Here is a 23,298-nt window from a genome sequence, read left to right on the forward strand (position 1 = left end):
ATTGGATTTGCGGATTCTTATTTTATCGTAAGAAATAACACAATTCGTGCGAGTTGCTGAATTTCAAGGCGAAAAAGTATGGTCGGGTGAATGCTTTTACATACTTTTGCAGCCGATTAGACTTTATTTCGAAAGACAAATACTTTAGAATATTTAGAATGAAAGGTAAAATTTTATTTCAGTCTTTAGTGCTGTGCTTGTGTTGTGCCGCTACTTCATGTGTGGATAGCAAGTACGATTTATCGGATGTCGATACGGACGATCTGGTAGTGGGAGATGAATGGGTTGCCCCGTTGGGCACGGGTACGATTGCGGTCGATGATGTAATAAAGGTATATAAAGTGCCTTCTGTACAGATCGATGCAAACGGATACTATGTAGCGCGTTATCAAGGAACGTTGCAGGTACGGAAGAATGGTTTCCGGGCGGATAACGATTATGAAGTTGTGGCTTCCAGTACGATTTCGTTGAAAGATCTGCAAGGCTTATTTGACGAAGACTTTAAATTGAGTCTCGTTGACCCGCATTTGATGTTGGAAAGCGGCTTGAACAGCGGAACATTGGATTGCCGCCTGGATATTACCGGACAGCCTGCTTCGCCGGTTTCCTTCTTTACTTTTTCGCCGTCCACTCCGGATATCTGGATTGGTCCGGATGCTTCTTCCGTAACAACCGGTTTTACATTTTGCCGGAACAAAGAGTTGCCGGATGCGATAAAGGATGTACCCGAAAACCTTGTGCTCAATTTATGGGGTAACCGTTCACAAGTAGCCCAGCTTCCCGCCGGTGCTTTGTCCGATATCCGTTATACGTTTGAGGCTCCTCTGACGCCGGCTGCCGATTTTGAAGCGGTGACAGTAGAACATGTCAAGGAGGCTTTCGACGATTCATTTGTCGATTATCTTTTTTCCGGAGGAACGGCAACCATTTACGGAACGGTTACAAATGAAATGCCTTTTGACCTGACAATCGAAATGCTGATCCTGGATGAATTTGGTGAACAATTGAATATCTCTTTCCCTTTGCAGGATGTGAAGGGAGCGAGCGGGGATATCTCTTTTGAGATTACTGCCGCAGATATGCCTAAGATGATGAATGCCCGTAATATCGATTTCAAATTACACCTGAAAGGTCGTGAAACAGCTGAAACGTTGAAAGATGGCGAGACGATCTCGATGAAGTTGAAGCTGAAGAAAACGGGAGGGATTTCTATTTGATTGATTTACTAATCTATTTGCATCAATATAATGAATACTACATATATTAAATCGGCCAAGAGCTTGTTGGCTTTGGCTTTATTGACTTTTATCGGGGCGTCTGCCTCGGCCCAGCAATTGAGAACGGCTTATTTCATGCAGAACTCTCCGGCGCGTACGGCGCTGAACCCGGCTTTTCGTCCGGAAAGGGGATATGTGTCGATCCCTGTGCTGGGGGCTGTCAATGCATCTTATACAACGAATGGCATTGCTGTCGATAATATCTTATTCCCGAAAGACGGGAAGACGGTTACGTTTATGGATAACTCCGTCAATACCGAGTCTTTTTTGAATAACCTGAATGATAATAACCAGATAAACGCAGACTTCGGAACGCAGATTCTTTCCGGTGGATGGTATGCCGGAAAAGGATTCTGGACGGTCGACGTCTCTTTGAAAGGCCTGGCAAATGTGCGTGTGCCGAAGACCATGTTCGAGTTTATGAAGCGTGGTAACAGTGCGGAAGGGACAACTTACGATATAAATGATATCTCTGCTTATGCCGAGTCTTATCTGGAAACGGGTGTCGGCTATTCACGTCCGATCACGGAGAAACTGACGGTCGGCGGGAAAGTGAAAGTGCTGTTGGGTGTCGGCTCGATGGATGCGAACATCACACATATGCGTGCCGTCATGAACGATACGAAGTGGTCGGTAACGTCTACCGGAACAATGAGTGCTTCCATGAAAGGACTTGTGCCGGAAATGGGAGTGGACGAACAAGGACGTGAATATATCAGCAACTTCGACTTTGACAGTCCGGGGGTAAGCGGCTTCGGTATGGGTGTCGACCTGGGTGCCACTTATCAGTTGACGGAAAATATCACTTTGTCGGCTGCGGTCCTGGATTTAGGTTTTGTAAGTTGGAATAAGAGCGGCAATACTTTCGGCGAGGTGAACGGGACTTTCGATTTTGACGGTTTCGACCTGGCGATTGGCGATCATGTTGCCGAAGGTTCTCAGAGCATGAGCGATCAGTTTAATTCGATGAAAGACGATTTCGAGAACCTGTTCCATTTTACGCAGAAAGCATCGGAAGGACGTACCACCCGCTTGCGTTCTACGATCAATATCGGGGGTGAATACCGTATGTTGGAAAATAAGTTGGGCTTCGGCTTGCTTTCTTCTACGCGTTTGTATTCTCCGAAAGCTTATACGGAGTTGACTGTTTCGGCCAATTACCGTCCGATCAGATGGTTTGAAGCAACATTGAGTTACTCTTTTATCCACAGTAAATTCAAGACATACGGCCTGGCGTTGAACTTTACTCCGTCATGGATCAACTTCTTCATCGGTTCCGACTATATGTTTACCAAAGTAACTCCCCAGTTTCTTCCGGTAAGCGGCAATGCAACGAATCTCTATATGGGAATCAGTGTTCCGTTGCGAGGCAAAATGTAAGTTTTAATCTTGTAAAAAGACCCATCTATCCATTTCCGAGAGTTCTTCTCGGAAATGGAAACCTTCCCAGGTGAATGTTTTCAACTCTTCCGGATTTGTGATCCTGTTTTTGATGATATGGCGCGTCATCTGTCCCCGTGCCATCTTGGCGTAAATTACGATTGTTTCGGCTTTACCGTTTTTCCAGACTTTGAAATCCGGCGTGACGATGCGGACGGATTGTTCCATCTTTTTCCAGTCGAAGGCTGGCTGGATGTCCATGCTGGCGAGGTTGACCAACAGGTTGTCGTCGGCTTTGACTTCTTCTATCAGCGGTTCAGTCTGGCGGCTACGCCAGTAGGCATACATATTTCCTTCTCCCAATTCCGGCAGTTTTACATCATATTCCATCCGGTACGGTTTGATCAGATCCAACGGGCGGAGCAATCCGTAGCAGATGGAAACGAACCGCAGGTGATCCTGGGCAAAGAGGAAGTCCGCCTCGGAGAAATCTTTGGGGTTGATATGCTTGAAGACAACTCCCGTATAAGCCAATATCGCCTGTAAAGGCTTTTCTTCTGCGGAATGGAAGTTTTGAAAACGGTTGTAGCTTTCCAGCATCAGCTTGGGACTGAGCTTTAGCAGTTTTCCTAATTCATCGGCAGGATATTGTGCCATGTGGAGTGCGATCTCGATTGCTTCTTGATTGAACCGGGGTATTGTGCCGGCCGGCGCTTTTATTTTGGATGTTCCGGTCATTGTTTTAGCCGGAGATAAGATGATATGCATATGCTTGAATATGTTTGAGTTTATTTTAATAAGGCATAGTGAACGTATAGTTACCGGATTCGACCTCTATCAACAGTTTTTTTCCTGCCTCACCTAATGTCTTGATACCTTCCGCTTCGGAAAGCGGTTTACCGTTCTCCCGGACCTTATCAGCGGAGGTGGCGGGCAGGTAGACTGTCGCTTTCGTGTTGACGGGGATCGATATGGCAAGTTCCAGTAAATGGTCTTTCTTTTTCCAGTCACTTTTGATCGTGCCGTAGAGGGACTCTGTCTCTGTCCGTGCGAATGTCAGTTGCCGGATGGGTGAAGGCTTGATGATAAACTGTTGGTATCCCGGATGGGAGGGATCGGGACGGATGCCGCCTACGCTTTTGATAAACCAGGAGGCGATACCCGTATAGCAGGTATGTATGCGGCTCGGCACATCGACATTCCAGTATTCCGGCCAGGTTGTTTCACCGCGTTTCAGGAAGTAACCGTAGCTGGGTTCGTCCGTGCTGGAGAGATGTCCGGCCATGGCTTCGTTAAAATCCTGCTCTTCGGTCAGGAACTTCAGCAGGACGGGAAGCCCGGAACTGCCCATATCCAGGTAGGGATGGTTATGGGTGAATTCTTCTTCGAAATGGGCGAGTACGGATGCAGACAGGCTGTCCGGCGTGATCTTTCTCCATAACGGGAAAGCGGTCTGGACCTGGTTGCCTTCCATGTACAGACCTGTTTCCGTGTCGTAGAATTGTTTTTGTATCTTTTTCCTGAGCGCATTCAGCCTTTTCCGGTAGAGAGCTGCGTCGTCCGGTTTCTCCAGTAAATCGGCTATCTGTGCAACGGTTTCCAGGTTCATGGCGTAGACGCAATTGTTGAAGAAGAATGATTCAGGTGTGCCCCCAAATTCTTTCCTTTGCTTCGGTGCGGCCCAGTCGCCTAAGAATTTGCCTCCTCCGGCATACGCTTCGAGCAGGCCCCACGCACTGTTTTGGTACAGATATTCGAGCCATTGTTTGGCCGGACCGTATATGGATTCCAAGATGCGTTTGTCTCCGTAAGTCAGATAATATTCCCAGCTGATGTTCAATCCCGCACTGCTCCACATCGGACCGCCGTAATGCTCGTTTATCTGCGGGGCGGTATGATGTATCCAGCCGGTCCATTCCTGTACATCCGTCCAGTCGCGCACGTGTTTGGCCAAATAGGCGGCGGAGCGGTAATTGGGCAACCCGATCCCCCAGGCTGTGGCAAAGGCGACTTCGCCATATCCCAGTCTTTCGCGGTGCGGACAGTCCGAGGTGTACCCTTCGGTCGTGCACATGCGGTAGGTCCACAGGTCTGTTTCGTAAATCCGGTTGAACAGGTCGTCGGAACAGGTGAAATATCCGCTCCGTTGCAGGTCGGTCGCAATTACGTATCCTTTGATGTCCGACAGCTTAGGTTTCTGTTTCATACCCTGTATGTTGATGTAACGTCCGGCGATGAAGTTAAAGCGGTTGCGGAAGGATTCGTCCGGCTCTCCTTTGCAGATATAAAGATTGCGTTGACCGAAATCCTGTATGGTTTCCGGATCGTCGGCAACTGTAATTACAACTGTATCTCCGGCTGACATCCCGTTCATCTTAATATCCAGCCATCCCGTGAAGTTTTTTCCCATATCGATCTTGTAAATGCCGGGGACCGTATCGGTTATTTTCCGGGCGGGCAGTGTTTCGATGATACGGCTCGGTTCCATCATCTGGGAAGATAAGGTGACATTCAGGGATGTTTCCTGTGCCGCCTGCCACCGGTTGTCGTCGAAATAGGGCATATTCCAGTCTGTCTGATGTTTTCGTGCGTCCACACATTCGCCGCCCATGTCGAAATACTGGTATTTGCCGGTGTTGCTGCTTGAACTGACGGCGCATTTCCAACTGTTATCCGTCTGGATGGAAAGGCTGTTTCCGGCTTTTGTCCGGATATCCGTTTGTGCCCGCAGAGCCGGATGTATGTTGTTTGCGAAATAGTTGTAACGCGCCCAGCCGGGTCCCTGCCAAATGGCGATTGTGTTTTTGCCGGCTTTTAGTAGTTTGGCGATGTCGTAAGTGACATATAATACCCGTTTGTCCAACCGGGAGAGGGCCGGTGCCAGAACGCGGTCATCGGCTTTCCGGCCGTTGACATAGAGCTCGTGGTAGCCCATTGAGGCAATATGCAGGAAGGCATTCTCCGCCGGCTGTTCCAAAGAGAAACTTTTGCGGAACCAGATGTGCTGTTCCGGGGAAACATCCGGATGTTTTATCCAGCAGCCTTTCCAGTCGGAAGGGGAGAGCAAGCCCATCGAGAAACGGGCTGCCGGACTCCAGGCTGTCGCTTTGTTGTCTTTGTCGAATACCCGGACTTTCCAATAATAAACCTGGTTGGAGATAAGCTTTTTCCCTTTATAAGCGATAAGAACGGACTGGTCGGAAGTAACGGGCCCGCTATCCCAAATGTCCCCTTGGTTTTGTTCGAGCAGGGAAGGACTGCCGGATACCAGAAGTTGATAAGCCGTTTGTCTTTGCCCCCTGGTTTGTGCTGCATCAGACAGCTTCCAGCTGAAACGCGGAGTTTCCGTGTCGATGCCTAACGGGTCGGATTGGTATTCGCATTGCAGGTCATATATACGTATACTGCTTTCCGCGATTCCTTTAAGTGGAAGCAAACAGATGAATAGCATCCAGAGGATCTTCATGACAAATGGATTTAAAAGTTGAAATTTACACAAAAATAAGAATTTAGTTTGTTATTAGATTGAGATAGATTAAATATCTATATATTTGCAGTTAACTAAATCTATAGTATCATGAAAAAGTCAGTCTTCCTTTTCTTTATGGTTTTGTTTCTCGCGTCGGAAGTGGATGGTCAAACCGTTATTCCGGTAAAAGAGAATCTTCAAAATGAGAAAACAATCAATTTAAGTGAGATTGCTTCCGATATTCGTTTTGTTCCGTTGGAAACAACAGACGATTGCCTGTTGGGAGGCGACTGCTATATCCAGTATGCGGATGGCCAGATTTTTGTATCGTCGGACCTGTTGTATCGTTTTGATGGAAAGACCGGCAAATTTCTGAATAAGATCGGAAGTAAGGGACAGGGGCCGGGAGAATATACAAATTCACTTCGGTACACAATCAATCCGGCAACGAAACGGGTTTATGTGTTGCAGTTTAAAACGATGCTCGAATATGACTATGAAGGGAATTTCCTCCGTACGTTGCCCGCGGACAACCACAATGTGGGGGCTTGTTGCCTGTTGAACGATACCCAATTGGTTTATGCGAACGATTCTTATAATTATACGACTGAGAATCAGGCAGACCAGCTTTATACAGTCGATTTGCAGAAAGGAAAGATAATCGGGAAAATCGCTTCCCCGGTGGATAAAAAGTTACGGGGGGCGCTTAACTTGTCGTCGTTCGATTTATTTTACAGGTATAATGGGCAAGTCTGCTTTAAAGGCTCTTTCCAGGATGAAATATACCAGATTCAGTCTCCTAAAAAGAAAGTGCCTGTTTATGTTCTCGACCGTGGTTTTCTGAAAGCCGATTATGGAAAAAAGAATGCGGAGATCGATCCGCGGAACCGGATGAAAGGAATCCAGATTCAGAATATCTTTGAGACGGATAACTATTTATTGGTTTCCTATACAAACGAAAAGAATAGTTATCAGGGAGTGTTTGACAAAGGGGAACATTCATTTGTGAATGCAGTGGATAAAAACGGAAAAGCCGGTTTTACAAATGACCTGACAGGAGGGCCGTCCCTGATTATCTTCCCGTTCCAGGTCAGTCCGGAAGGAACGATTGTGAATGCTTTGAATGCCGGTTATTTGGTGGAGCACCGGAAGGATTTTGAAATTGGCAATCCCCGTTTGCCGTCCCGTAAGGCTGAATGGGACAAAGTTCTCGACAACCTTACGGAAGATAGCAATCCGGTGATTTTCTTAGTGACCGTGAAATCTGGCCGATAAACTATTCTTCGGCATCTTGTGCTTCTAAATATTCTTTTTTGCGTTTGTGCAGGCTCTTTAATTCGAAGGAGAGCATGACGCGGAAAATACCGATGATCAGTAACGTATAAGCGATCATGTAAACGAGTGATAAGGCGCCCAGCCCTGGTTGCCAGATGATGCCGATGCTACACAGGATTGCCAGGACGCCAAAGGCCATGTACCAGCCCCAGTTACGTGTGCCGTAACGCTTCAGGTCCATAGCGTAACCGGTCGAAGCGAATCCCCGGAACATCAGCCAGAAAGCAATAATGAAAGGAAGCACGGCCATACTCAGACCGACGTTTGCCATCAGGTAAATGCCTAAGATCAAGTCGATAATACCGCTTGCCAGATACCATCCCCAGCTGGATATATTTTTCTTATTGGTGATGGCAAAGAGTATTTCCAGTGTGCCGCTGACGAACATGGAAACGCTAAACAGGACACTTAATGCAATATAACTGGCCAGTGGCGTGAACATCAGGCAGATTGCGATCAGGATATAGAGCAGGCCCAATAATAGTGAGACCCACCAGTTTTTTACTCCGAAATTAATTGTGTCAATAAATGTCTTCATAACAAATTCGTTTTATATTATTTTGAAATGTACATTTGTAACAAGCCTTTGGAAAGAAAAGTTCCGCCGGGCCCGTAAAGTGAATTATTTTTAATACATTTGCCCTCCGTTATATAATTTGTACATCTATATAATTAAGATATTGATATGAAAGGTATTGTTTTAGCCGGAGGATCTGGTACACGTCTTTATCCGATCACCAAAGGAGTTTCGAAACAGTTGTTGCCTATTTACGATAAGCCGATGATTTATTATCCGGTATCCGTGTTGATGCTGGCCGGCATACGTGAGATATTGGTGATTTCCACTCCGCAGGATCTTCCCGGTTTCCGTCGTTTATTAGGAGACGGTTCCGATTTCGGCGTTCGTTTTGAGTATGCCGAACAACCTTCACCGGACGGATTGGCACAAGCTTTTTTGATCGGAGAGGAGTTTATTGGAAATGACTCCGTTTGTCTGGTCTTGGGCGACAATATCTTTTATGGACAGAGCTTTACGGCTATGTTAAAAGAGGCCGTCCGCAATGCGGAAGGCGAACAAAAAGCAACAGTCTTCGGTTACTACGTCAACGATCCGGAACGCTATGGCGTGGCCGAATTCGACGAGGCGGGCAACGTGTTGAGTATTGAAGAAAAACCGGCTTGCCCGAAATCGAATTATGCGGTGGTCGGACTCTATTTTTACCCGAACAAGGTTGTGGAGGTCGCTAAGCAAATAAAGCCTTCTGCCCGCGGGGAACTGGAGATCACGACAGTCAACCAGGAATTCCTGAAAGACGGAGAATTGAAAGTTCAATTGTTGGGACGGGGATTCGCCTGGCTCGATACCGGTACACACGATTCTCTTTCCGAGGCCTCTACGTTTGTGGAAGTGATCGAAAAGCGACAAGGTTTGAAAGTCGCTTGCCTGGAAGAAATTGCATTCCGGAATGGCTGGATCGATGCTGAACGGTTGAAGCGGGTTGCCGCTCCGATGCTGAAGAATCAGTATGGGCAATATCTGTTGAACTTGATAAAAGGACACAATGAATAAAGATAGCAAAATCTTTGTGGCAGGCCATCGAGGATTGGTCGGCTCTGCCATTTTGAAGAATCTGAAGGCAAAAGGCTATACGAACTTTGTCCTTCGTACGCATGCGGAACTGGATTTGACGGATCAGCAGGCGGTGACTGGTTTCTTCGCTGTCGAAAAGCCGGAATATGTATTCCTTTCGGCGGCCCATGTAGGAGGAATCATGGCAAACAGTCGCTACCGTGCGGATTTTATTTACCAGAACCTGATGATTCAGAATAATGTGATTCATGCTTCCTATATTAATAACGTCAAGAAATTGCTCTTTTTAGGCAGCACTTGTATTTATCCGGGAAATGCCCCGCAGCCTATGCCGGAAGATTGTTTGCTGACTTCGCCGCTCGAATATACGAATGAGCCGTATGCGATTGCCAAGATTGCCGGAATCAAGATGTGTGAAAGTTATAACCTGCAATACGGAACAAACTATATTGCGGTGATGCCCACGAACCTGTATGGTCCGAATGATAATTTCAATCTGGAAACTTCGCATGTGCTTCCTGCCATGATCCGTAAAATACATCTGGGGAAATGCCTGTCCGAAAATAATTGGACTGCCATCCGAAAGGATTTGGATGCGCGTCCGGTGGAAAATGTATCGGGATGCGCGACCGAACAGGAGATGCTGGACGTTCTTGCCAAATACGGTATTTATCCCGGAAAGGTGGAACTGTGGGGGACGGGTAAGCCGCTCCGTGAATTTCTTTGGAGCGAAGAAATGGCGGATGCTTCCGTCTATGTGATGGAGAAAGTCGACTTTGCCGATGTCCGTCCTGTTTCCGGAGATATCCGGAATACGCATATTAATATAGGTACGGGAAAGGAACTGTCTATTCGTGAAGTCGCTTTCCTGATTCGTGAAAAGGTCGGTTTCTCCGGTGATATCGTGTTTAATGCGGCCAAACCGGACGGGACGATGCGCAAACTGACGGATGTCACGAAGTTGCATGCTTTGGGTTGGCACCATACGATAGAGATCGATGAAGGCGTCGAACGTCTTTATAATTGGTACGTTGAAAATTGAGAATTAAAAATTGAAAATAAAGATAAGATGGGCAAAGTTGCTTTAATAACGGGAATAACAGGGCAGGATGGTGCCTATTTAGCTGAGTATTTGGTAAAGAAAGGCTATACGGTACATGGTATCAAGCGCCGTTCATCCATGTTTAATACGGATCGTATCGATCATCTTTATCAGGATCCGCATGTGGAGAACCGTAATCTGATTTTACATTATGGTGACCTGACCGACAGTTTGAACCTGACCCGTATCATCGGAGAGACGCAACCGGATGAAATTTATAATCTGGCAGCAATGAGTCATGTGAAAGTGAGTTTCGATACTCCCGAATATACGGCTAATGCCGACGGCCTGGGTGTTTTGCGCATTCTTGAAGCTGTGCGTCTGCTGAATTTGATTCCTAAGACGCGCATTTATCAGGCATCAACTTCCGAACTTTATGGCCTGGTACAGGAAGTTCCGCAGAAAGAAACGACTCCTTTCTATCCGAGAAGCCCGTATGCCGTTGCTAAATTATACGGTTACTGGATAACGGTGAACTATCGTGAGGCTTACAAGATGCATGCGTCAAACGGAATCCTGTTCAACCATGAATCACCTTTGAGAGGCGAAACGTTTGTGACCCGTAAGGTAACCCGGGCTGTTTCCCGCATTGCTTTGGGAATGCAGCAGAAAGTTTATATGGGAAATCTCTCGTCCAAGCGTGACTGGGGACACGCGAAAGACTATGTCCGTGCCATGCATGCCATCCTGCAACAGGACGAGCCTTCGGACTATGTAATAGCAACGGGTATAACGACTACTATCCGCGATTTTCTGAAAATGGCCTTCGCTGAAATCGGTGTCGACATAATTTTCAAAGGAAATGATGTTAATGAGGTCGCTTTATTAAACTATATTGACGAAAAAGTGTTTATTGAGAAAGTAGGTGAATCTTATCTTGATAATTTCAGGAAACGGATTGGAGCCGAAGTTGTAGGTGTAGACCCCCAATATTTTCGTCCGACAGAGGTTGACTTGTTGATCGGAGATGCAACTAAGGCACGAACACGTTTGGGATGGGAACCGAAGTATGATTTGTCTGCTTTAGTTAAAGATATGATGCAGAGCGATATTAAATTAATGAAGAAAGAATCTTATCTGAAAGAAGGTGGTTATAAAATCTTGAATTATTTCGAGTAGGATGGAACTTTTATATGTTTTATTTGTTATATTTAAGAAAAAGAATTAGTTTTGCACTATATTTGAGCAAGATTTGTAGGTAATTGATTGTTTAATTAAAATGTTGATAAATATGAAAACGAAAGTATTACTATTGGCGTTGTTGTGTGGTTTTGTATTTTCTGTTTCTGCACAGGAATTCAAACCGCAGGTTGGATTTAGTAATGAAGCAGGCTATAAAACGAACTTCAAGAAGAATAAAGCCGGCGATAACTGGTTTATTTCTATTGCAGGCGGTGCAAGCGTGTTATTCGGTGACCAGAATAATGAAGCCGATTTCAAGAATCGTTTGAATTTTGCGCCTCAGTTCTCAGTTGGTAAATGGTTCAATCCGTATTTGGCATTGCGTCTCCAGTTGAATGGCGGTGTATTGCACGGTTTTGAAAATACAGGTGCTACATTTATGCAGCACAATAAATATGCAGCAGCTCATGCTGATTTGTTGTGGGATGTAACAAATTTCTGGGCTCCTTATAACGAAAAGAAAGTATTCCGTTTGATTCCTTGGGTCGGTCTTGGTTATGCACAGCGTTTCAAAAACTCTGATGATAACAGAGGCATTTCCAGAACTGAATCTCCGACGGTTAACTTCGGTGTCTTGACAGCATTCCGTTTGAGCAAACGTGTTGATTTGAATGTTGAAGTTCAGGGTTCTTTGCTGAACGAAGAATTCAACCGTGTTTCCATGTATCACCTGACTGACGGTATCGGACAGTTGAGTGCAGGTTTGACTTTCAAACTGGGTAAAACTGATTTCGAAGTAATGGAACCGATGGATTACGCTCTGTTGAACGACCTGAACGGCCAGATCAACAAATTGCGTGCTGAAAACGACGAGTTGAGCAAACGTCCGGTTTCTTGTCCTGAATGTGAAGAAGTTGTAACTAACGTTGTTAACAACTATGTAGACAATGTAGTGTACTTCCGCCTGAATAGCGCTAAAATCGACAAGAACCAGCAGGTTAGCATCTTTAATACTGCACAGTTTATGAAAGACAACAATGTGCCTATCAAGGTTATCGGTTATGCTGATAAGAAAACAGGTACAGGTTCTTATAACTTGCAGCTTTCTGAAAAACGTGCAAGAGCCGTTGCAAAAGAACTGATCGAAAAATACGGTATCTCTTCTAACCAGATTACAATCGAATGGAAGGGTTCTGATGTTCAGCCGTACAGCGAAAACAATTGGAACCGTGTGGTTATTATGTCTGCAAATGATTAATTAATTTTGAATTATATCCGAAAAGGCTGCACATTATCGTGTGCGGCCTTTTTTTTGCTCGGAAATAATGCTTATTTTTGCATGATCTTAGAGCGTTGTTATGGAGTTAAATAAAAAACATGGTTATCTTATTCAATGGTTGATAGGCGTTGGGGATTTAATCGTTCTGAATGTTCTTTTCTTTATTGTCTACTATGGATTGGGTAATTTATATACATCTGTTATCACCGGAAGCTTGCGCGAGGTGGTGCTCTTGTTGAATTTCTGTTACTTCTTTTCCCTTTATTTTGTCCCTTTGCAGTTACATATGGCTGTCGTTTTCATCGACAAAATTGTGCAAAGGGCATTCCTGTTGGTTACAATCCTGATATTCCTGTTTGCTACTTGCCTGATTTTTCTGAATATCGGCGATGTACTGGCTACTTTCCTGTTGGTTTATTATGCGGTCACCGTCGTTATATTTTCTCTGTGGCGCGTAATTGTACGCGTAACCTTGAAGATGTATCGCCGTAAAGGATACAATTTTAAGAAAATTGTCATTGTCGGAGCCGGAAAGAACGGTATGGAACTTTATAGGGTCATGAAGGACGATCTGTCATACGGCTTCAATATCCTGGGTTTCTTTGATGATAATCTGTCTTTGAAATCAGTGTTGCCCAATTATCTGGGAATGACGAACGAAGTGGAAAGCTTTGTCCTGGAAAATGAGGTGGATGAAATCTATTGTACTTTGCCGGGCACGAATGATGCTAAGATCGTACGCTTGCTGAACTTTGCGGAGAAACATATGATCCGTTTCTATATTGTGCCGGAATTCTATCGAAACCTGAAAAAGAGTCTGGTGATGGAGGTGCTGGAATCGATTCCTTTGCTGACGGTTCGCCGCGAGCCTTTGCAGGCAGCCTATAACCGGGCATTGAAACGGACATTCGATATTGTATTCTCGTTGCTTGTCTTAATTACGATTTATCCGATCTTGTATATCGTGATCGGCATTTTGATTAAGATGAGTTCTCCGGGTCCGGTTTTGTTCAAGCAGAAGAGAACAGGCTTATACGGGCAGGATTTCAAATGCTATAAATTCCGTACCATGAGGGTAAATCCCCAGGCCGACTCTCTCCAGGCGGTAAAAGATGATCCGCGTAAAACACGGGTGGGCGATTTTCTTCGCCGGACGAATCTGGATGAATTTCCCCAGTTTATTAATGTATTGCGGGGGGAAATGTCGGTTGTAGGCCCACGTCCCCATATGCTGAAACATACCGAGCAATATTCGGCACTGATCGATAAATATATGGTGCGCCATCTGGTAAAGCCGGGCGTGACCGGTTGGGCGCAGGTGACCGGCTACAGAGGTGAAACGAAAAATTTAGAACAAATGGAAGGCCGCGTCAAACGTGATGTCTGGTATATTGAAAACTGGTCTTTCTTCCTGGATCTTAAGATTATAGTGGTGACAGTCCTCAATATGTTCAAGGGCGAAAAGAATGCCTACTAAGTATTAAATTGCACACTTTTTACATATATGTGTAATAAAAAGCCGAATTTATGCTATCTTTGTGCCCGATGGGAAGGATTGTAGCAATAGATTATGGCCGGAAGCGTACCGGACTGGCAGTTACAGATACGTTGCAGATGATTGCAAACGGACTGACAACCGTACCAAGCGGTGAACTTGCAAAGTTTCTTGCCGATTATGTTTCGCATGAACCAGTGGAACGGTTTGTTGTCGGGCTTCCGAAACAGATGAATAATGAACCATCCGAGAATATGAAATATGTGGAGGCGTTTGTTACACATCTGAAACGAGTAATCCCCGATATTCCGGTAGAATATTACGATGAACGATTTACATCCGTTTTAGCACATAAGGCAATGCTGGACGGAGGATTAAAGAAAAAGAAAAGGCAGGATAAGGGATTGGTGGACGAAATCAGTGCTGTTATCATCCTGCAATCATATTTGGAAAATAAAAAATATCAGTTATAGTTTATGATTTTACCAGTATATTTATATGGACAGCCTGTGTTGAGAAAAGAGGCTGAAGATGTTCCGATGGACTATCCGGATCTGAAACAATTGGTAGCCAATATGTTTGAAACCATGTACAACGCCGACGGTGTGGGTCTGGCAGCTCCCCAGGTAGGCTTGTCATTGCGTCTTTTGGTGATCGACGCCGATGTGATGGGGGATGATTGTCCGGAATGCAAAGGCTTCAAACGCGCCATGATTAATCCCGTTTTTATAGAGCGCAGTGAAGAGGAAATCTCACTGGAAGAAGGCTGTCTGAGTTTGCCGGGTGTACACGAGAAAGTCTCCCGTTCGGCAAAAGTGCGTGTGAAATATCTGGACGAAGACCTAAAAGAACACGATGAAGTAGTGGAAGGCTTTGCCGCCCGTGTGGTGCAGCATGAATGTGAGCACCTGGAAGGCCATGTCTTCATCGACAATATTTCCGGAATCCGCCGGCAATTGAATAAAAGCAAATTAAACAGTATTATTAAAGGAACAGCCCGTTGCTCTTATAAAGCAAAGGCGGTTGGCAAATAATAAGAATTCTATTAACTAATAAGTTATGACAGATTTAAGTAAAAACATTCAGGCCCTCAGGGAGAAGAAAGCCGTCGTTGAGATGGGTGGAGGCGAGGCTGCTATCGAAAAGCAGATTGCAATGGGCAAATTGACTGCCCGTGATCGTATCCTATCCTTGTTGGACAAAAATTCTTTCCACGAATATGACCTTTTCGTGAAACACGATGGCCGTGATTTCGGTATGGAGAAGAAGGATTTACCAGGTGATGGTGTTGTTACAGGTACAGGTACGATTTTCGGTGCTCCGGTTTGTATCTATGCACAGGACTTTACGGTTGCCGGTGGTTCGCTGGGTTTGCAGCATGCCCGTAAGATTACAAAGATTATGGATCATGCCCTGAAGATGAAATGTCCGATTATTGGTATTAACGACTCGGGTGGTGCACGTATCCAGGAAGGTGTCGGTGCATTGGCCGGTTATGGTGAAATCTTCTATCGCAATACAATTGCTTCCGGTGTGATTCCGCAGATTTCTCTGATTCTCGGACCGTGTGCCGGTGGTGCTGTTTACTCGCCTGCATTGACAGACTTCGTGTTTGTAGTTGAAAATATCTCCAAAATGTTCATCACCGGTCCGAATGTAATCAAGACCGTGTTGGGCGAAGACATCTCGATGGAAGACCTGGGCGGCGCACGTGTACATGCTGAAACAACCGGTAACGCTCATTTCTATGCACAGAGCGAGCAGGAATGTTTTGAACAGGTTAAACGTCTGGTCAGCTTCATTCCTTGGAATAACCAACAGCAGGCTAAGGCGATCGAGCCGAAAGAACCGACAGCGATGTTGAACATCGAAGAGGTGGTTCCGGCAGATCCGAAACAGCCGTACGACGTACGCGACGTAATTAAATGTATCGTGGATGATTCCGACTTCCTGGAAGTTCAGGAGCTGTGGGCTGCCAACATTGTGATCGGTTTCGGTCGTATGGCAGGCGAGACAGTCGGTTTCGTAGCCAACCAGCCGATGGTTTTGGCCGGTGTGTTGGATTGTGACAGCGCTGATAAGGCTGCACGTTTTATCCGCTTCTGCGACTCTTTCAATATTCCTATTATTACGCTGGAAGATATGCCGGGTTACCTGCCGGGCGTAGACCAGGAGCATGCCGGTGTGATCCGTCACGGTGCGAAAGTGCTGTATGCTTATTCCGAAGCGACTGTTCCCAAGATCACGGTTATCCTGCGTAAGGCTTACGGTGGCGGTTACATCGCTATGAACTCCCGTCACTTGGGTGCAGACTTCATGTTCGCATGGCCGAGTGCCGAAATCGCTGTTATGGGACCGGAAGGTGCTGCCAACATTATCTTCCGTAAGGAGATCATGGAAGCGGAAGACCAGAACGCAATGCGCCAGGAAAAGGTAAAAGAATATATCGAGAAGTTCGCTAATCCGTATGTGGCAGCATCCAAAGGCTTTGTCGATTCGGTTATCGAGCCGAAGGAAACACGCTCGCTGTTGCTCCATGCACTTAAACTTTCTATATTAAAAGAGGAATACAGACCGGCTAAGAAGCACGGATTGCCTCCGTTCTAATTGACTCTGTTAAAACTTTTGAATATGGAAAAGAAAGAGAAAGATAACGAATATGTAGATTTTGTAGTAACGGCCCGTAAGTATAAGACGACGCTGACTACAAAATATAAGAACCGTAAAATGTGGCACAAGCCTTTATCGGTGATGTGATTTCTCATCTTCCCGGGACGATCGTCAAACTGGAAGTTCAGCAAGGGCAGGAGGTCGAAGCCGGCCAGTTGCTGTTGATCCACCAGGCAATGAAGATGTACAACCGCGTAGTCGCTCCGATATCCGGTACGATTATCGAATTGGGTGTACAGGAAGGTGATAAGATCCCTAAAGACCATCTGATGGTGAAGATCGAGCCGAAGTAATTAAATTGCTTTATAAATAATAGAAAGCTTTCACACTGTTTTGCAGTCTGTGAAAGCTTTTTTTATGTATAGGTTTTAATGGCTAAGATTATTTACTTACTTTTGCCTGCGATCAATGTTGAATATTAATATAGATGAAGAAAGCAATTCTCTTACTTATATTTCAGTTATGTTCATTAGTCATGTTTGCACAAATCAATACAGATCGTGTGCTGACTGTCGGACGTAATGCGTTGTATTTTGAAGACTACGTTCTTTCCATACAATATTTCAATCAGGTAATCAAGTCGAAACCCTGGTTGGCAGAACCCTATTTCTATCGCGCCGTGGCGAAAATCAACTTGGACGACTACAAAGGAGCCGAGGAAGACTGTACGCTTTGCCTCGAGCGAAACCCCTTCTTGGTACAAGCCTATTATGCGCGTGGCATTGCCCGCCAGAGCCAGGAGAAGTTTGACGAAGCGATAGAAGATTACAAGAAAGGACTGGAATTTAAGGCGGAAGACCGCCAGATGCTGGTCAATATGGCTGTAGCCAATATCCAGAAGAAGGATTATAAGGCGGCGGAGAAAACCTTTGAAGAGCTGATGGCTGCCCATCCCAAATATTCAATGAACTACCTGACGCGCGGAGCCATGTACACCGAGGAAGGCGATACGGCGAAGGCGCTTGCCGACTATGACAAGGCAATCCAGATGGACCCTTACTATGCTCCCGCCTATGGCAACCGTGCCATCCTGCTCTATCAGATGAATAACCTGAAAGACGCGCTTGCCGACCTGAATGAGGCAATCCGCCTGAATACCCGTGAGAGCGGTTACTATATTAACAGAGGTCTGGTCCGTTATCAACTGAAAGACCTGCGTGGCGCAATGGCCGATTATGACCAGGTGGTCAGCATCGACAGCCATAACCTGATTGCACGGTTCAACCGTGGATTGCTTCGTGCCCAAATCGGAGACAATAACCGGGCTATCGAGGATTTCGACGTGGTGATCCAGATGGAACCGGATAACTATATGGCTTATTATAACCGGGCATTGCTCCGTTATGAAACGGGTGACTATTCCGGCTCCGTGAAGGATTTCGATGTCGTTTTGCAACAATACCCGAACTTCATAGCCGGCTATATGAGCCGTTCGGAAGTGAAACGGAAAATGCATGACGAGGCTGGCGCCGATCGTGATTATTGGACTGCCTACAACCTGGAGCAGCAGAAGAAAAATGAGAATAATGCAGGAGGAAAAGCAGTTGCGTCCAACGGCAATAAAAATACCGGTAATAAAACGGCCGATCCGGCGCCTGACAGTAAAGATGAGAATACGCGCGAACAATCGGATAAGAATATCGACAAGTTTAACCGCCTCGTCGTTTATGATAAGGAGGAGGAGCGCAAAACGAAATACCATAGCGAAATTCGCGGACGCGTACAAGACCGCAACGTACGGGTAGACCTGGAACCGATGTTTGTCCTGACCTATTACGAAAAGATAGACCAGGTAAAGAATCTGGTTTACTATGATAAGATGATAGAGGCTTACAATGCCCGTATGGTTTTGGATCGTAAACTGCGTATCACGAATGAAGAGGCAGCCCTGACGGAAGATCAGATAGCCGTGCATTTTGCATCTATCGATAATTTTTCGGCCAAGATTGCCAAGAATCCGAACGATGTGGATGCCTATTTCGGCCGTGCATTAGACTTTACGCTTGTACAAGACTTTTCCGAAGCGCTGAAAGACTATACAAAGGTGATCGAACAGGATCCGGACTTTGCCATGGCTTATTTCAACCGGGCGGTTGTCCGGTATAAGCAGCTCGATTACAACCTGTCCCAGGCAGCAAGTTCCCAGGATGATTTTTCGACCATGAGTATGAATCTGAATATGGGTAAGAGCTCGACGACAACCCGTACCCCGTCTACGAACGACCCGTCTTCAATCTCGCTGAAAGATAATAAACGCGCCTATGAACACGAAATGATTACCAGGGATTACGATATGGTAATCAAGCTGAATCCCGGTTTCGTGTATGCCTATTTCAACCGTGGAAACCTGCGTTGCGCGCAGCGTGACTTCCGGGCTGCCATCCAGGATTACAGCGAGGCTATCCAACGTGATCCGGAATTTGCAGAAGCCTACTTCAACCGTGGCTTGGCACGTTTGTCACAGGGAGATGCCAATCGCGGTATCGTCGACCTGAGTAAAGCCGGCGAGCTGGGGATCATCAATGCATACAGCATTATCAAGCGCATGACAAGTAATTAAAATAATGGGGGCTTATTGTAAAAAACGTCTTGAAATCCCCTCGCAGGGCATCCGTGAAGTTCCTTACCGAAGCTTGCGCCCGATGTGAAAAATATGTCAGTTTCCAGTCTATTGCCGCGAGGTGCGCAGAAAATTCCCTTAAAGTATCGGTTCATCGCTCTGAAGTTTACCTTCGTTACCCATGAAGTCAGACTTCAGAGCAACGAAGTTCCGGGTCAGCGCGATGAAGTCCGGCTTCATGGAAATAAGGTGCCGGCTCCTTCCGAAATCAACTTCTGCTCCTTCCCATATTTCCATATCCTCCCCTTGGTCGTTTCAAATATTCGATTCTCCGGAAGTTAAGCTTTATCGGAATGTCAGTAAGAATATATTATGGCTTGACAATTGTCCTGCTATTAAAACGAGCTGCGCAGCCCGTTTGCCCGCATGTCATAAAAAACGTTGTTCCGGCAGCTAAATGTCAAACCGGAACAGTGCCTTTTTTACGGTGAAATAGAAAAATGGGGGTTATTGTAAAAAATGTTCTTTGCAAAAGGATAACTTTTAGTTCAACTTCGTCAATATATTGAAAATAAAAGTGTTCTTAGAGAGATAGTGTTGGAGATTAAGGGAAAAGGGGTTACCTTTGTATCGTAAAACTAAAATAGAAAGGAGGAAAAGCTGTATGGCAAGACCAATTAAGGAAACCCCGATACTTTATGGGGAAGATGCCCGGAGGTTCCTAGAGCGGATGAAAAATCCTCCTAAGGAAACGAAGGAAGAAAGAGAAAGAAGATTGAAAGACTATGAAGCTGCAATGAAAATGCTGAAAGTATAAATATATGAAGCAGCTAATTAGAGATCATATTTCGTCTGTATATAATATACGCAGACTTAGGAAAAAAGAATCAATAGAATCGTTCGATTGTGGAGACGCAGATTTGAACGATTTTATTTTGAAAGAATCTATTCTTTATCGACAAGCTTTGTTAGCCGTGAGTTATGTGATGGAAAGCAAGCAAGATAGTAGTGTCATTTCTGCTTATTTCAGTTTGGCGAATGACAAGGTTTCCTTGAATGATTTTGAAAGTAAAACGGAATTTAACCGTTTTAGAAAGCATCGTTTTGTGAATGAGAAACGGTTGAAAAGTTATCCTGCGGTGAAAATCTGTCGTTTGGGAGTTGATTTATCTATGAAAGGGCAGTCTGTAGGAACATTTCTTCTGAATTTCATCAAGAGTTATTTTGTTATTGACAACAAGACCGGTTGCCGTTTCTCACAGTGGACGCATATGCCGAAGCTGTTCCCTTTTATCTGAAAAACGGTTTTATACCCTTAAATGAAGAGGATGCAGATGCTGATACCCGTCTGCTCTATTTTGATTTGGCTACAATTGTAGATGATGATTTTGATGAATAAATAGATTCTTTTCCTTCTCCATTTCCCCCTCCCCATCTGTTGTACCTTTATCATTTTTAATCAGATAGATAAAGGCTTATGCGAAAAAGTGATTTTAGTGAAAGTATGCGGGTGTTGGAAAGGCGCAAGCGGGAGGCGGGCGCTGAGAGTACGGCGGACTTGTACAGGGCGGTGCGGAACCGGTTTGGACGGTATTGCATGAAGGAGAGGCTGCTGTTGCAGGAGGTGACGGCGGCAAGGGTTGCGGGGTTCAGGGCGGCGCTTCGGAAGGAAGGGCTGCGTGTGAATACCGTGAACAGTTATATGAGTAGCCTTCGGGCGATGTATAACGCAGCCTGCCGGGAGGCGGGTGGCCGTTGGAAGGAGAATCCTTTTGCGGGGCTGCGGCTGAAACGGGAGGAGACGAAAAAACGGGCTGTGCCGGTTGAGGTGGTCGAGAGGATTGCCGGGCTGAACCTGCGGGGAAAGCCGGAACTGGCCGTGGCGGTTGATCTGGCGCTGTTCAGCTTTATGGCCTGCGGGATGCCGTTTACGGACTTAGTGCACCTCACACGCGAGAATATCCAGGACGGAGGGCGGCTGCTCGTTTACCGGCGGCGGAAAACGGGTGTGCTGATCCAGATCGGTATCAATACGGGGATGCGTCAACTGATCGAACGGTATGCCCGTCCGGATTCGGTGTATCTTTTCCCCGTCTTGCCTGCGGATGCCCGCCACGAGACCTACAAAGCCGCTTTGGCCCTTCATAACCGGCATCTGAAAGAGATCGGCCGCCTGTTGGGACTTGCCGTGCCGCTAACCAGCTACGTGTTCCGGCATACCTGGGCCTCGGAAGCCTATAGATGCCACGTTGAGATCAGTGTGATCAGTCAGGCATTGGGACATACGACAGAGAAAATGACCCGTAATTACCTGGCGCGTCTTGCCCCGGAAGAGATCATTAAAGCGAATGAAAAAGTATCACACAGGGTCGAAAAACTGGTAGGAAAATGGAGGAAACCTTATTTATGAAATAAGGTAAATCAAGTCGTTTTATACTATATTACAGCGTTTTATGTCTGTTTATTTTCGTTTTTAGAATAAATCTTCTGCAAAGATTACAATAAAAACAATGAAAACCAAATAGATTCGTGTAATTTGATGAAAAAACATACTATTCGATTGGAATAATACTAAAAAAGTCGAATTTGTGGCTTTCTTTTTCCGAAAACCGAGGTATAGGTACATGGGAGGCTTAGAATAGCCATGTCCTTAATGAGTTTTAACGAAGTCAACTCAATCTTCCTATCTTGAGTCTTCTCTTTTTCTACTCTTAAAAGAGCTATTCTGACAATTGGAGGCTGTTAGCTATAGGCAAGAAAATCTCTTAGCTCTCTCTTTTTCTCTTATTTCATAAATAAGAACAAAGCCATATCCTTATTTCATAAATAAGGTGCATGAAAAATGAAAATCAAAGGGGTAAAGTGGAAAAACGAATATGACGAAAATTAGGGATATATTATTATATGTAATGGCGATCGGTAGCTTTTCTGTTTTAAGCTGCTGCAAATCGGACGACCCTGTACCGCCGGGTCCTCCCACGCCGCCTGACCCTGATCCCGATCCACCGGTGGCCGCAGTCCCCATCCGTCTGCATACCCAACTTATGAGCCGTTCGATAATAGAAAGTTTTGACAGTACCGCCCTCTATATTGCCAAAGGGAATAGTCCGGCGCAATACGATGAGATATGGGAGGCTGTCGCTACCGGGCATGAAATCCGTTTTGTACCGGAACGTTATTATCCGGCAGACAGTTCGGCGTTACATCTGACCGGTTACTATCCGCAAGCTCCCGCGACGGACGGTTTCGTGGACTTTTATCTGGATGGGCAGACCGATGTCATAACGGCGAAAGCGCAGTCCGGTTCGCTTGTGGAGCCTTTCGAGGAGCAAGCAGAGCCGTTCTTGTTCCGCCATCAATTGGCATTACTAAAAATAAAGGTCTATCTGTCGGAAGACCGCCCGGAGACTTACTACCTGAAATCCCTCGGCCTTAACGGCTCTTCGGAAACGGCGCGTCTCGACCTGGCGAGCGGTGAGTTGCTGTTCGGCGCGGATGCTCCGAAACTGGTGCTCTATGAAGCCGGAGCGGAAGGCGGTATGGAGATTTCTGCGTCCAGTGCATTTAATGGTAACCTGTTGGTGCAGCCCCGTACGGAGCTGACGGTAGACCTCATCCTGTCGAAAGACGGCAACCCGGAGCATGATTTGGTGTACACCGGCCTTGCCGTCCATTTTAGCGGAGACGGCTCGGAAGGGAATGTCGCCTATAATATCGACATTATCGTCGGCTCGCCCGACCTTCCGATCAAACCGGACAACCCTGACGACCCTGACGACCCGGACCCGCCAGTTCCAGATGATCCAGATGATCCTGACGACCCGGACATCCCGGTTCCCCCGGTCAAGCCCCCTGTTGTCCCGGACGACCCTGTTGATCCTGACGATCCATCGGGCGAAAAGCCGTCGATCACGATCACAGCGACCGTTACCGGCTGGACGGATGTCTCCGGCGGCGACTTGGATTTTATACCCTCAAATAAATAAATTATTAACAGCAATCAATAAAACAACAACGA

The 23,298-nt window shown here is 45.9% G+C and carries 19 protein-coding genes and 2 pseudogenes; 17 read left to right on the forward strand and 4 right to left on the reverse strand.

Annotation, left to right across the window (positions count from 1 at the left end):
- Window positions 1-158: 158 nt before the first annotated feature.
- Together DW083_RS07205 and DW083_RS07210 are read left to right on the forward strand one after the other, a co-directional pair.
- The gene (locus DW083_RS07205; RefSeq protein WP_122331919.1) at window positions 159-1,217 is read left to right on the forward strand and encodes a DUF4621 domain-containing protein; all 1,059 of its coding nucleotides are present in this window, start codon (window positions 159-161) and stop codon (window positions 1,215-1,217) included.
- Window positions 1,218-1,247: 30 nt separating this feature from the next.
- Window positions 1,248-2,657 carry a DUF5723 family protein gene (locus DW083_RS07210; protein ID WP_122331920.1) on the forward strand — a complete coding sequence of 470 codons (1,410 nt, stop codon included), beginning with the start codon at window positions 1,248-1,250 and terminating at the stop codon, window positions 2,655-2,657.
- A gap of 3 nt (window positions 2,658-2,660) precedes the next feature.
- On the opposite strand, the gene yaaA is transcribed toward DW083_RS07210, so the two are convergent.
- Window positions 2,661-3,425 (reverse strand): peroxide stress protein YaaA, encoded by a 765-nt coding sequence (yaaA, locus tag DW083_RS07215; protein WP_122331921.1) that lies wholly within the window; start codon window positions 3,423-3,425, stop codon window positions 2,661-2,663.
- Window positions 3,426-3,450: 25 nt separating this feature from the next.
- A complete protein-coding gene (locus tag DW083_RS07220; protein WP_122331922.1) occupies window positions 3,451-6,123 on the reverse strand; it encodes a family 78 glycoside hydrolase catalytic domain in 2,673 nt (890 codons plus the stop codon).
- Between the two features lie 111 nt (window positions 6,124-6,234).
- Here DW083_RS07220 and DW083_RS07225 point away from each other — a divergent pair, with 111 nt between their 5' ends.
- Window positions 6,235-7,401, forward strand: a complete 1,167-nt coding sequence (locus DW083_RS07225; RefSeq protein WP_122331923.1) for a 6-bladed beta-propeller — start codon at window positions 6,235-6,237, stop codon at window positions 7,399-7,401.
- Window position 7,402: 1 nt separating this feature from the next.
- Here the strand turns inward: DW083_RS07225 and DW083_RS07230 are convergent, their stop codons facing one another.
- Window positions 7,403-7,999: an HdeD family acid-resistance protein gene (locus DW083_RS07230; protein WP_115500534.1), complete on the reverse strand. Its 597-nt coding sequence runs from the start codon at window positions 7,997-7,999 to the stop codon at window positions 7,403-7,405.
- 147 nt (window positions 8,000-8,146) lie between these two features.
- On the opposite strand from DW083_RS07230, the gene rfbA reads away from it, so the two are divergent.
- From rfbA to DW083_RS07280, 10 genes and pseudogenes are all read left to right on the forward strand, one after another.
- Window positions 8,147-9,031, forward strand: a complete 885-nt coding sequence (rfbA, locus tag DW083_RS07235; protein WP_115500533.1) for a glucose-1-phosphate thymidylyltransferase RfbA — start codon at window positions 8,147-8,149, stop codon at window positions 9,029-9,031.
- Entirely contained in the window at window positions 9,024-10,094 is a 1,071-nt protein-coding gene (locus DW083_RS07240) for a GDP-L-fucose synthase (RefSeq protein WP_122331924.1), read from the forward strand. Before rfbA ends, DW083_RS07240 begins: the two co-directional genes overlap by 8 nt.
- A 27-nt stretch (window positions 10,095-10,121) precedes the next feature.
- Complete coding sequence (gmd, locus tag DW083_RS07245) at window positions 10,122-11,273, forward strand: GDP-mannose 4,6-dehydratase (protein WP_122331925.1); 1,152 nt, start codon at window positions 10,122-10,124, stop codon at window positions 11,271-11,273.
- Window positions 11,274-11,385: 112 nt separating this feature from the next.
- Window positions 11,386-12,534 (forward strand): OmpA family protein, encoded by a 1,149-nt coding sequence (locus tag DW083_RS07250; RefSeq protein WP_122331942.1) that lies wholly within the window; start codon window positions 11,386-11,388, stop codon window positions 12,532-12,534.
- 100 nt (window positions 12,535-12,634) lie between these two features.
- Complete coding sequence (locus DW083_RS07255) at window positions 12,635-14,032, forward strand: undecaprenyl-phosphate glucose phosphotransferase (protein WP_115500530.1); 1,398 nt, start codon at window positions 12,635-12,637, stop codon at window positions 14,030-14,032.
- 68 nt (window positions 14,033-14,100) lie between these two features.
- Window positions 14,101-14,523: a Holliday junction resolvase RuvX gene (gene ruvX / locus DW083_RS07260; protein WP_199659152.1), complete on the forward strand. Its 423-nt coding sequence runs from the start codon at window positions 14,101-14,103 to the stop codon at window positions 14,521-14,523.
- A gap of 3 nt (window positions 14,524-14,526) precedes the next feature.
- The gene (gene def, locus DW083_RS07265) at window positions 14,527-15,084 is read left to right on the forward strand and encodes a peptide deformylase (RefSeq protein ID WP_115500528.1); all 558 of its coding nucleotides are present in this window, start codon (window positions 14,527-14,529) and stop codon (window positions 15,082-15,084) included.
- A 25-nt stretch (window positions 15,085-15,109) separates the two neighbouring features.
- Window positions 15,110-16,657, forward strand: coding sequence for an acyl-CoA carboxylase subunit beta (locus DW083_RS07270; protein WP_115500527.1), 1,548 nt, complete (start codon window positions 15,110-15,112; stop codon window positions 16,655-16,657).
- Between the two features lie 24 nt (window positions 16,658-16,681).
- A pseudogene (locus DW083_RS07275) lies at window positions 16,682-17,013 on the forward strand (acetyl-CoA carboxylase biotin carboxyl carrier protein subunit).
- Between the two features lie 134 nt (window positions 17,014-17,147).
- Entirely contained in the window at window positions 17,148-19,280 is a 2,133-nt protein-coding gene (locus DW083_RS07280) for a tetratricopeptide repeat protein (protein WP_122331927.1), read from the forward strand.
- A gap of 138 nt (window positions 19,281-19,418) precedes the next feature.
- Here DW083_RS07280 and DW083_RS22100 read toward each other — a convergent pair whose 3' ends face one another.
- Complete coding sequence (locus tag DW083_RS22100) at window positions 19,419-19,577, reverse strand: hypothetical protein (RefSeq protein ID WP_158543396.1); 159 nt, start codon at window positions 19,575-19,577, stop codon at window positions 19,419-19,421.
- A gap of 367 nt (window positions 19,578-19,944) precedes the next feature.
- On the opposite strand from DW083_RS22100, the gene DW083_RS22235 reads away from it, so the two are divergent.
- The 4 genes and pseudogenes from DW083_RS22235 to DW083_RS22105 all read left to right on the forward strand — a co-directional run bounded on the left by DW083_RS22235 (window position 19,945) and on the right by DW083_RS22105 (window position 23,266).
- Window positions 19,945-20,097, forward strand: coding sequence for a hypothetical protein (locus tag DW083_RS22235; protein WP_199659150.1), 153 nt, complete (start codon window positions 19,945-19,947; stop codon window positions 20,095-20,097).
- Window positions 20,098-20,101: 4 nt separating this feature from the next.
- Window positions 20,102-20,679, forward strand: a pseudogene (locus DW083_RS07285) (GNAT family N-acetyltransferase).
- A gap of 78 nt (window positions 20,680-20,757) precedes the next feature.
- On the forward strand, window positions 20,758-21,690 hold the full coding sequence (locus DW083_RS07290; protein ID WP_199659151.1) for a site-specific integrase: 933 nt from the start codon (window positions 20,758-20,760) through the stop codon (window positions 21,688-21,690).
- 466 nt (window positions 21,691-22,156) lie between these two features.
- Window positions 22,157-23,266: a fimbrillin family protein gene (locus DW083_RS22105; RefSeq protein WP_158582094.1), complete on the forward strand. Its 1,110-nt coding sequence runs from the start codon at window positions 22,157-22,159 to the stop codon at window positions 23,264-23,266.
- The last annotated feature ends 32 nt before the right edge of the window (window positions 23,267-23,298 follow it).

Origin of the sequence: Parabacteroides sp. AF48-14 (assembly GCF_003477465.1) — a bacterium.
Lineage (GTDB): Bacteria > Bacteroidota > Bacteroidia > Bacteroidales > Tannerellaceae > Parabacteroides > Parabacteroides acidifaciens.

Bases quoted from the DNA above. Each gene is read 5' to 3' on its own strand.
- rfbA (WP_115500533.1), top strand. From the start codon at position 8,147: ATGAAAGGTATTGTTTTAGCCGGAGGATCTGGTACACGTCTTTATCCG.
- DW083_RS22100 (WP_158543396.1), bottom strand. From the start codon at position 19,577: ATGGAAATATGGGAAGGAGCAGAAGTTGATTTCGGAAGGAGCCGGCAC.
- ruvX (WP_199659152.1), top strand. From the start codon at position 14,101: ATGGGAAGGATTGTAGCAATAGATTATGGCCGGAAGCGTACCGGACTG.
- DW083_RS07240 (WP_122331924.1), top strand. From the start codon at position 9,024: ATGAATAAAGATAGCAAAATCTTTGTGGCAGGCCATCGAGGATTGGTC.
- gmd (WP_122331925.1), top strand. From the start codon at position 10,122: ATGGGCAAAGTTGCTTTAATAACGGGAATAACAGGGCAGGATGGTGCC.
- def (WP_115500528.1), top strand. From the start codon at position 14,527: ATGATTTTACCAGTATATTTATATGGACAGCCTGTGTTGAGAAAAGAG.
- yaaA (WP_122331921.1), bottom strand. From the start codon at position 3,425: ATGCATATCATCTTATCTCCGGCTAAAACAATGACCGGAACATCCAAA.
- DW083_RS07210 (WP_122331920.1), top strand. From the start codon at position 1,248: ATGAATACTACATATATTAAATCGGCCAAGAGCTTGTTGGCTTTGGCT.
- DW083_RS07220 (WP_122331922.1), bottom strand. From the start codon at position 6,123: ATGAAGATCCTCTGGATGCTATTCATCTGTTTGCTTCCACTTAAAGGA.
- DW083_RS07290 (WP_199659151.1), top strand. From the start codon at position 20,758: ATGCGAAAAAGTGATTTTAGTGAAAGTATGCGGGTGTTGGAAAGGCGC.
- DW083_RS07280 (WP_122331927.1), top strand. From the start codon at position 17,148: ATGAAGAAAGCAATTCTCTTACTTATATTTCAGTTATGTTCATTAGTC.
- DW083_RS07205 (WP_122331919.1), top strand. From the start codon at position 159: ATGAAAGGTAAAATTTTATTTCAGTCTTTAGTGCTGTGCTTGTGTTGT.
- DW083_RS22235 (WP_199659150.1), top strand. From the start codon at position 19,945: ATGGCAAGACCAATTAAGGAAACCCCGATACTTTATGGGGAAGATGCC.
- DW083_RS07225 (WP_122331923.1), top strand. From the start codon at position 6,235: ATGAAAAAGTCAGTCTTCCTTTTCTTTATGGTTTTGTTTCTCGCGTCG.
- DW083_RS22105 (WP_158582094.1), top strand. From the start codon at position 22,157: ATGACGAAAATTAGGGATATATTATTATATGTAATGGCGATCGGTAGC.
- DW083_RS07250 (WP_122331942.1), top strand. From the start codon at position 11,386: ATGAAAACGAAAGTATTACTATTGGCGTTGTTGTGTGGTTTTGTATTT.
- DW083_RS07230 (WP_115500534.1), bottom strand. From the start codon at position 7,999: ATGAAGACATTTATTGACACAATTAATTTCGGAGTAAAAAACTGGTGG.
- DW083_RS07255 (WP_115500530.1), top strand. From the start codon at position 12,635: ATGGAGTTAAATAAAAAACATGGTTATCTTATTCAATGGTTGATAGGC.
- DW083_RS07270 (WP_115500527.1), top strand. From the start codon at position 15,110: ATGACAGATTTAAGTAAAAACATTCAGGCCCTCAGGGAGAAGAAAGCC.